Here is an 8,026-nt window from a genome sequence, read left to right as displayed (position 1 = left end):
AACCTTTTTTCTTTTACCGGACAACAGTAATTAAAAATAGAATTAAAAATAGTAGGGTTGTTGGCCCATTGCTTCCTGAATTATAATAAAAGTTAAGCGCAAATAAAACGTTTCCAAGAAGACAATAGATGGAAATGCTCGATCTGGTCTTCATTCTTATCCTGGAATTAAAATAAAGGAACAGCATGGTGAGATGCAGAATAAACATTAATGCTGCAAGGTTATAAAGTTGCAAATACAGGTTTACAAAAATATTTAATAGACTGATTATTAATGGAAGGATGCAAGTTGCATGAAAGATGCGTTGCTCCAATGAGAAGTGTTCTTTACTTCCAATAAGTTTAAACCAGTTGATACTTATAAATTCCTGTATGATTTGCACGGTTGCATATTAGCTCATTTCTACGAAATTTATTTTTAAAGGTTCGGATCTTTAGCTGAAAAGGTTTGGTTTGTTTAAATCCAGGTTTTTGTTAATTAATTGACATTAAGATAACACGGTGTTAATAATAGCCCTATTATTCTTACTTTTGCACACCTTTTTAAGATTAGGTTATAAAGTATGGATAAAGATACCCTTTCCTCTTCTATTTTGATTAAAAAAGATGAGGATAGAAAAAGAACATTTAAAGATAGAAAAAGAACCAATATTTTAAAGAGTACGGAGCAAAGTGCAATTGGATGGCTGGTGAGCAGAATGCCGGCTTTTGTTTCTCCTAATATGCTTACCGGACTCGGAATGTTTGGGAGTCTTCTCGTTCTTGTAGGGTTCCTTTTAGCCGCTCATTTGCATGTATCCTATCTTTTGATTGGGGTAACCGGACTTGCTATAAACTGGTTGGGCGATTCATTGGATGGAAGAATTGCCTATTATAGGAATATTCCCAGGAAGTGGTATGGGTTTTCACTGGATATTATTATGGATTGGATCAGTACCATTCTGATGGGTTTGGGTTTTTTGGTTTACATTAAAGGGGACTTTGAAATTGTAGCTTTTCTTTTTGTGGCTTTTTATGGTTGGGCTATGATTATTTCTCAGCTTCGATATAAAATTACAGATAAGTATACCATTGATTCAGGGATATTTGGCCCTACGGAAGTTCGACTTATTATTTGCGGACTTCTGATCACTGAAATTTTCTTTGCAGGGTCTATTGACTGGCTTGCCATGATTATGTGTTTCGCCTTGTTTATTATTAATTTAATTGATACTCAGGATCTGTTGGCTCTTGGCAATCAGCGTGACCTAGAGGAAAAGGCCGCCAATAAAGGTAATAAATGATCAACCGGTCTTCATTAAGGATTTTTATTAGAGCTCAATTCTCCGCCTTTACAGGAGGTATAGCTGATTACCTGACTATGATTTTTTTTACTGAAGTCGTCGGGTTTCATTATACCCTTTCTATATTTATTGGAGGAACTATAGGAGCAGTTGTTAATTTTACCATTAATAAATACTGGACTTTTAAAGTTAATAATGAAGATCAAAAATCCATTAATGCACAGTTATTCAGATTTTGTTTGGTTGTTTGTGGGAGTATTTGCTTGAAAATTTCAGGTACTTATTCGTTGACTGAGCTACTACGATTGGACTATAGGATCAGCCGGCTTGTTATTGATTTGATCGTATCCCTTTTATTCAACTATGTTCTTCAAAAGCATTGGGTTTTTGTAGCGGCAAGCAATAATAAAAATAGGTTATAGATAGCATTTCTATTTTGAACCGTTTAATAGAATCAGCTTATTTTTGCCTTCTTATATTTTGGGTTGGAGATTCCTAAAAAATTGGAATCACGTTTAAAGTCAAGAGTACTTCTTTTCCGGTTCCTCTGTTTTATGTACAGCATTCCTGAAAATTATATAAAACTTTTCCCTTCGGCTGTACGAGCAGTATCAGGTTCAAAGGGTCTTGATCTCAGCCTTGGGGCACCCCTAAAGAATTATAATTTATTAGCTTCGATATGCAAATATTAGTTTTGATTATACAAAGTTTTCGCCATACTTGGTTTTTACATCAGCAACGATCTGTTTTACTACCTGTTCGCTTTCGCGGGGGATAATCATCAGCGTATTGTTTGCTTCTGCAATTATATAGTTGTGCAATCCTTCGATTACTAACTTTTTGCCTTCTGGAATGTTAATCATACAGCCGGAAGTGTCGCGCAGAATTGTTCCCTCTGAAGGAATGACTACATTTTGATTTTCATCTTTTTCGGCCAGAGAATATAATGATGCCCAGGTTCCTAAATCGGACCATCCAAATTCTACGGGTAATACGAATACATTCTCAGCGTTTTCCATTATTCCATAATCAATAGAGATATTCTGGCAGTTTGGATAGTTCTCTTTTAAAAATGTGGATTCATTTCCTGTATTATACACGTTTCTTCCCTGAAGAAATAGCTTATTCATTTCGGGTAATTGTGTTTCAAAAGCTTTTAATACTTCTGCAGCACTCCATATAAAAATTCCGGCATTCCACAAATAATCTCCACTCTTTAAAAAGCTTTCAGCATGCTCTTTGTCGGGTTTTTCAGTAAACTGAGCCACTTTTTTAAAGCCATTACCTAATTCCTGATCGGAGTAACGGATGTAACCATAACCGGTATCGGGTCTGGATGGCTGTATGCCAAGCGTAATCAAACAAGGATTGCTTTCAGCAGTATGCAAAGCATTACTAACATCCAGTGTAAACTGACGTGTGTTTAAGATAAGATGATCAGAAGGTGCGACTACAATTGATGCCTTAGGATTGAGTTCGCTTATTTTGTGACAGGCATAGGCGATACATGGAGCTGTATTACGCATAACTGGTTCGCAAAGAATCTGATAGTCCTGAATTCCTTTTAACTGTTCTTTAACGAGGTCTCTGTACTTGTCGTTTGTTAATATATATATATTTTGTGTGGGCACGATATCTTTGAAACGCTCATAGGTTGCTTGGATGAGACTCATGCCTGTACCCGCAATATCAATAAATTGTTTAGGATATGCGGTACGGCTAACAGGCCAAAAACGGCTTCCCACTCCCCCTGCCATAATAACAGCATAGTAATTGCTGTTTTGTGTTTGATTAATCATCTGTGGTATAGTATTAAAGTTTATATACGAGTTCCTCGCGTATGTGATGTAAAAATATGATTTTTCGATTCAGGCTATATATGTTATCTCACGTAGATTTAAAATAGCCCGATGCAAAATACAAAATTTGGTTGATTGTAAGGGGTAATTGCTTAAAGAATGAAATTTTCACTAATTTTACCAAAAAAAAGATAATACATATCCCTTGTTCCTATGTAGTATGAATTTATTAACGATTCGTATTTATAAAACTAATGGTATATTATACTTTTCCTATTGCGTTTTTAAATATCTTTCTTTTCATTTTGAACTAATTGTATATAATCCTTTTCCTTTTATGATCTCAATTCTTTACTATATATAAACTAATGGTATATATTCCTTCTCCTTCCAGATACTCACATATGGAATACCGTCGCTGTGGAAACAGTGGATTAAAACTCCCTGCCATGTCGTTGGGTTTGTGGCATAATTTCGGCCAGGCTTCAGATAAGACAAACAGTCGCAATCTGATTACAACAGCTTTTGATGCTGGAATAACACATTTTGATCTGGCTAACAACTATGGACCTCCTCCGGGATCTGCGGAAACGCGTTTTGGTGAAATACTGCATGCTGATTTGGATGGTTATCGTGATGAGCTGATTATATCTTCTAAAGCCGGATATAATATGTGGGATGGGCCTTATGGAGAGTGGGGCTCTCGTAAATATCTGATATCGAGCTTGGATCAAAGTTTGAAAAGAATGAATCTTGACTATGTGGATATTTTTTATTCTCATCGGCCTGATCCGGATACACCTTTAGAGGAGACTATGGGGACGTTGGATCATATCGTACGTCAGGGTAAAGCACTTTACGTGGGAATATCAAATTATAAACCTGAGGAAGCGGAAAAAGCAATATCAATTTTAAAAGAACTGGGTACTCCTTGTCTGATTCATCAACCTAAATATTCCATGTTTGAACGATGGGCGGAAGATGGACTCCTGGACTTGTTGGGTAATAAAGGCTTGGGCTGTATTGCTTTTTCGCCTTTAGCTCAAGGTCTGCTTACTGATAAATATCTGAATGGAATTCCTCAAGACTCAAGAGTTGCTACCAGTGGGGTATTTTTGAAAGAGAGTAATATTACTGAAGAAGTGCGGGGAGTGATTAGGCAGTTGAATGAAGTTGCTCAGTCACGGGGACAAAAACTTGCGCATATGGCTTTAGCTTGGTTATTAAAGGATGAAAGGATTACATCCGTATTAATAGGAGCGAGTCGGCCAGAACAAATTACCGATTCTTTACTGGCTTTGGGAAATACTGCTTTTAGCGAGGAGGAGCTTGCTTTGATCAATTCAATTTTGAAGTAAGGGGGAGTTAGTTGATCGGGTTTTTTGATTTTAAATTTCGAAGGCTAAGTTTTTAATATCTACTTGAAAGGCATTTCGGTTTGAAGCGCAGGATTAAATTTTCCGGGCAATTTTGTGACGCGGAAAATGAAAAAGGTTTTCGGGTTGATTGCAGGATTAATGTATTCGGCGATTTTGACGATATGCCAAATAAATAAAAGATTTTTAGATTGAAGTGCAGTATTAAATTTTCTGGTCAATGTTACGATGGGGAAAGTAATAAAGTTTATCAGGTTAAAGCAGAGGATTAAATGTTTTTCGATGCTTATGACTAACTAGGAAACGAAAATGATTTTCTGATAAAGTGCAGGGAGGAATACTTATGAAATTTATTAAAACACTTTTCTCGGTTATATCTTGAGTTATACTTGAATAGGTAAGTGTTTTTTTTAAGAAATAATTTTTGACTCTTCCTGAATTACTATAAAAAAAACCAGGGCATGTTTTATTACTTATACTTAAATGTCTGATGTAATTTTAAGTTTAGTTGTCCATAAGTATTAACGTATATAATTTAAATACAAGCTAGCGGTGGAAATTAATAGATGGGTAAAAAAAGGAATGATAGATAGCAGTATATTAGTTTAGAATATATTAAAAACTTTAATACTTATCAAGTGTTATTTTGTAAAATGTGATTATAATATTTCATTTAATTCTATTAAATTATTGTCAATGTTTTAATTAAATGAAATTATTTTTATATTTGTTATAACATTAATTGGGGATTTATGCAAACAAGATATTTATATTTATTGCGTTTTGTGCTTTTAGCCACGGATATTATCTTAATAAACGCATCATTCTTTTTGGCATTCTATGCTGTTTTTGGGATACAGGCATCACCGTTGGAAGGGTCATATAAGAATTATCTGCTTGTTTGTAATTTGATATGGTTTTTCTCATCCAACGTATGCGGATTATACCGTAATGAATCATTAGCTGAAATTGTAAGTATTTATAGAGCCAGTTGGAGAGCGGTTGCCTTCCACGCAGTACTATTTGTTTTCTATCTGACTTTTTCAGATAATTACACAATTTCAAGGGCTTTTATAATAACGCTTTATCTGGCAATAAGTGTTGCTTTCTTGTTAAGCCGTTTTGCTGGTACATTTTTTGAATTTGTCTTATACAGGCACTTCAGAGTGAGTAAACCAGTTGCTGTTTTGGGTAAGAACAATACTGGACTTCGTCTTGCTGGTTATCTGGAGAAAAGTCAAAATTTTAAATTTGAAGGGTTTCTTTATAATGATGAGGAAGATACACTTTTTGTTAATGAAGATGGATCTTTATTGCCTTCTACATGTAAACATATAGCTGACGCTGCTAGTCGAGGGATTAAGGACGTATATGTATCGTTAACGCCTGATAGGATGGTTGAAGCGAAATATCTTTTAGAGGAAGCAGAAAGGCAATGTGTGAGGCTGAAATTTGTGCCTGATTTGACAGGCTCACTTACTGCTCCTTTTACAATGAGTTATATGGGCGAATTTCCGGTCATAAGTTTGCGGCATGAGCCTTTGGAAAATATGCAGAATCGCTTTAAGAAGCGAATTTTTGATATTGTTTTTAGTTCATTAGTGGTGCTTTTTGTAATGAGTTGGTTGGTTCCCATTATTGGAATCATTATAAAAAGTCAAAGTAGAGGACCAATTTTCTTTAGGCAATTACGTAGTGGAAGGAATAATGAGCCATTCTGGTGTTACAAATTCCGCAGTATGAGGATGAATAGTGATAGTGACAAGAAACAAGCTAGTAAAGACGATGATCGAATTACTCCAATTGGGAAGTTTTTAAGGAAAAGTAGCTTGGATGAATTCCCTCAATTTTTCAATGTTTTACTTGGGAATATGAGTATTATAGGCCCTCGACCCCATATGATCAAGCATACGGAACAGTATAGTGCAATTATTGACCGTTATATGGTAAGACAATTTTTGAAACCAGGTATAAGCGGTTGGGCACAGGTTAATGGTTTCAGGGGTGAAACTGAGGATCCCCGTTTAATGGAAAAGCGTGTTGAGCACGATATATGGTATATGGAGAACTGGAGCTCAATGCAAGATGTGAAAATCATTTTTATGACTGTTATTAATATGGTTAAAGGCGAGGATAACGCTTATTGAAATTATTTAGAAAAAGTCTTTGCTTTATAGAAATCTTATAAATTAACCGGGTTAATTTATAAGATTTCTTTGTTTAAGGGGTTTTTTTGAAATGGATGCAAAAGAATTTGTAATTATATTGTCCGAGTTATTTTCAATTATAAATAAAAGCAAAAATACTGGATCGTATTTTTATACACTGCGTGTTAAAGTTGGATCTTATTACTTTGCAGGTAATGACAGATAATACTGTAGTAGTCATATCTGTTTTATGTACATGTTAAGGGTTATATACTGATGAAATTTGCTGTTCTCTCCCAATTAACATTAAATAAAAGATGTGTTTCTGTTAAATAATTACTTTTTCTTAAGAAATGTAGCTAAATAGAGCAAATTAAAGTAATTTTTTTGTTCAACTAATTCATCGTGATAAAAATATTTATTGATGATATTCTAGCATAAAAGGAAAATAAATCTATTACTATGAAAAATTCGGCTTTACTCCCAATATTATATTCATAGCCGAACCATGGGAGTCTGGGTAACGTTTCGAAAAAATAGCTAAATAATGTTTGAAAATTTCATATGTGCAAAAAAATGGGACATTATGTGATAAATTACTTGTTATAAAGTGCCTTATATCATATATTTGATCGATTTCTTATACATTATTAATGTATTGAAATTTCATACATCTTCAAACTTAAAAATAAATTATATGAAATCAACGCTCTTAATGGTTTTGACAGGCTGTGGTATGCTGGCTAGCACTGCAACTTTTGCTCAACAGGAATGGCTGCCAGATGGGACTCTTGGCCATCCCGCATTTACAAATTCAATAGGACTTACTGTAGGTACTCAAGGAGTGGGAGTAGAAGTTGGCACACCTTTATCCACCCGATTTAATCTAAGGTTGTCCACAACCTTGCTTCCTTATAAAGGTGATGTTGTAAAGAAATTCAACAGTAGTTATGACTATAAAGCTGATTTTAAGGTTGAGTTTATGAACTTTAGTGGCTTTATTGATTGGCAGCCTTTTCCAAACGCCGGAGTCTTATTCAGTAAGTTTGCTTTAACCGCAGGTGGAGCTTATTTTTTTAAAGCTGGGGGTAGTGCTAATATTATGTTGAACGAACCTTATTATGTAGGTGATATTGCATTTTCACCAGAAGAGGTTGGAGTTTTGAGTACTACAGTAGACTGGAAGGGCTGGGCCCCTTACGCAGGTCTGGGTTGGCATAATCTTGTAATCGCTGGAGGTTTTAATATGGGACTTAACCTAGGTGCTTATTATATTGGAGATCCGGATGTTAAAATGACCGCAACAAATTGGCTTTCTTCAAATCCTGAGGTTAATGAACCTATTCTCAGAAGAAACCTTAAAGATTACAAGTGGCTTCCTAAGCTAGAAATTAAATTCGCTTATAACTATTAATACTTTTT

Annotated in this window: 6 protein-coding genes and 1 riboswitch; of the genes, 5 read left to right on the top strand and 1 reads right to left on the bottom strand. The window is 34.9% G+C overall.

What is annotated here, in order from left to right; genetic code table 11:
* Window positions 1–562: 562 nt before the first annotated feature.
* Together BFL47_RS02465 and BFL47_RS02460 are read left to right on the top strand one after the other, a co-directional pair.
* Window positions 563–1,282: a CDP-alcohol phosphatidyltransferase family protein gene (locus BFL47_RS02465; RefSeq protein WP_139125734.1), complete on the top strand. Its 720-nt coding sequence runs from the start codon at window positions 563–565 to the stop codon at window positions 1,280–1,282.
* Window positions 1,279–1,704: a GtrA family protein gene (locus tag BFL47_RS02460; protein WP_069658203.1), complete on the top strand. Its 426-nt coding sequence runs from the start codon at window positions 1,279–1,281 to the stop codon at window positions 1,702–1,704. Before BFL47_RS02465 ends, BFL47_RS02460 begins: the two co-directional genes overlap by 4 nt.
* Window positions 1,705–1,853: 149 nt before the next feature.
* Window positions 1,854–1,944, bottom strand: a riboswitch (TPP riboswitch).
* Between the two features lie 36 nt (window positions 1,945–1,980).
* Here BFL47_RS02460 and BFL47_RS02455 read toward each other — a convergent pair.
* Window positions 1,981–3,081, bottom strand: coding sequence for a mannose-1-phosphate guanylyltransferase (locus tag BFL47_RS02455; protein WP_069658202.1), 1,101 nt, complete (start codon window positions 3,079–3,081; stop codon window positions 1,981–1,983).
* Between the two features lie 368 nt (window positions 3,082–3,449).
* On the opposite strand from BFL47_RS02455, the gene mgrA reads away from it, so the two are divergent.
* The 3 genes from mgrA (at window position 3,450) to BFL47_RS02435 (ending at window position 8,018) form a co-directional block, all read left to right on the top strand.
* Window positions 3,450–4,439: an L-glyceraldehyde 3-phosphate reductase gene (mgrA, locus tag BFL47_RS02450; RefSeq protein WP_069658201.1), complete on the top strand. Its 990-nt coding sequence runs from the start codon at window positions 3,450–3,452 to the stop codon at window positions 4,437–4,439.
* 770 nt (window positions 4,440–5,209) lie between these two features.
* Window positions 5,210–6,604 carry an undecaprenyl-phosphate glucose phosphotransferase gene (locus BFL47_RS02440; RefSeq protein WP_069658199.1) on the top strand — a complete coding sequence of 465 codons (1,395 nt, stop codon included), beginning with the start codon at window positions 5,210–5,212 and terminating at the stop codon, window positions 6,602–6,604.
* A gap of 697 nt (window positions 6,605–7,301) precedes the next feature.
* Window positions 7,302–8,018 carry a hypothetical protein gene (locus tag BFL47_RS02435; protein ID WP_245681278.1) on the top strand — a complete coding sequence of 239 codons (717 nt, stop codon included), beginning with the start codon at window positions 7,302–7,304 and terminating at the stop codon, window positions 8,016–8,018.
* The last annotated feature ends 8 nt before the right edge of the window (window positions 8,019–8,026 follow it).

Source organism: Arcticibacter eurypsychrophilus, from assembly GCF_001730525.1.
Lineage (GTDB): Bacteria > Bacteroidota > Bacteroidia > Sphingobacteriales > Sphingobacteriaceae > Arcticibacter > Arcticibacter eurypsychrophilus.
This window is presented reverse-complemented; position numbering and strand designations above follow the sequence as displayed.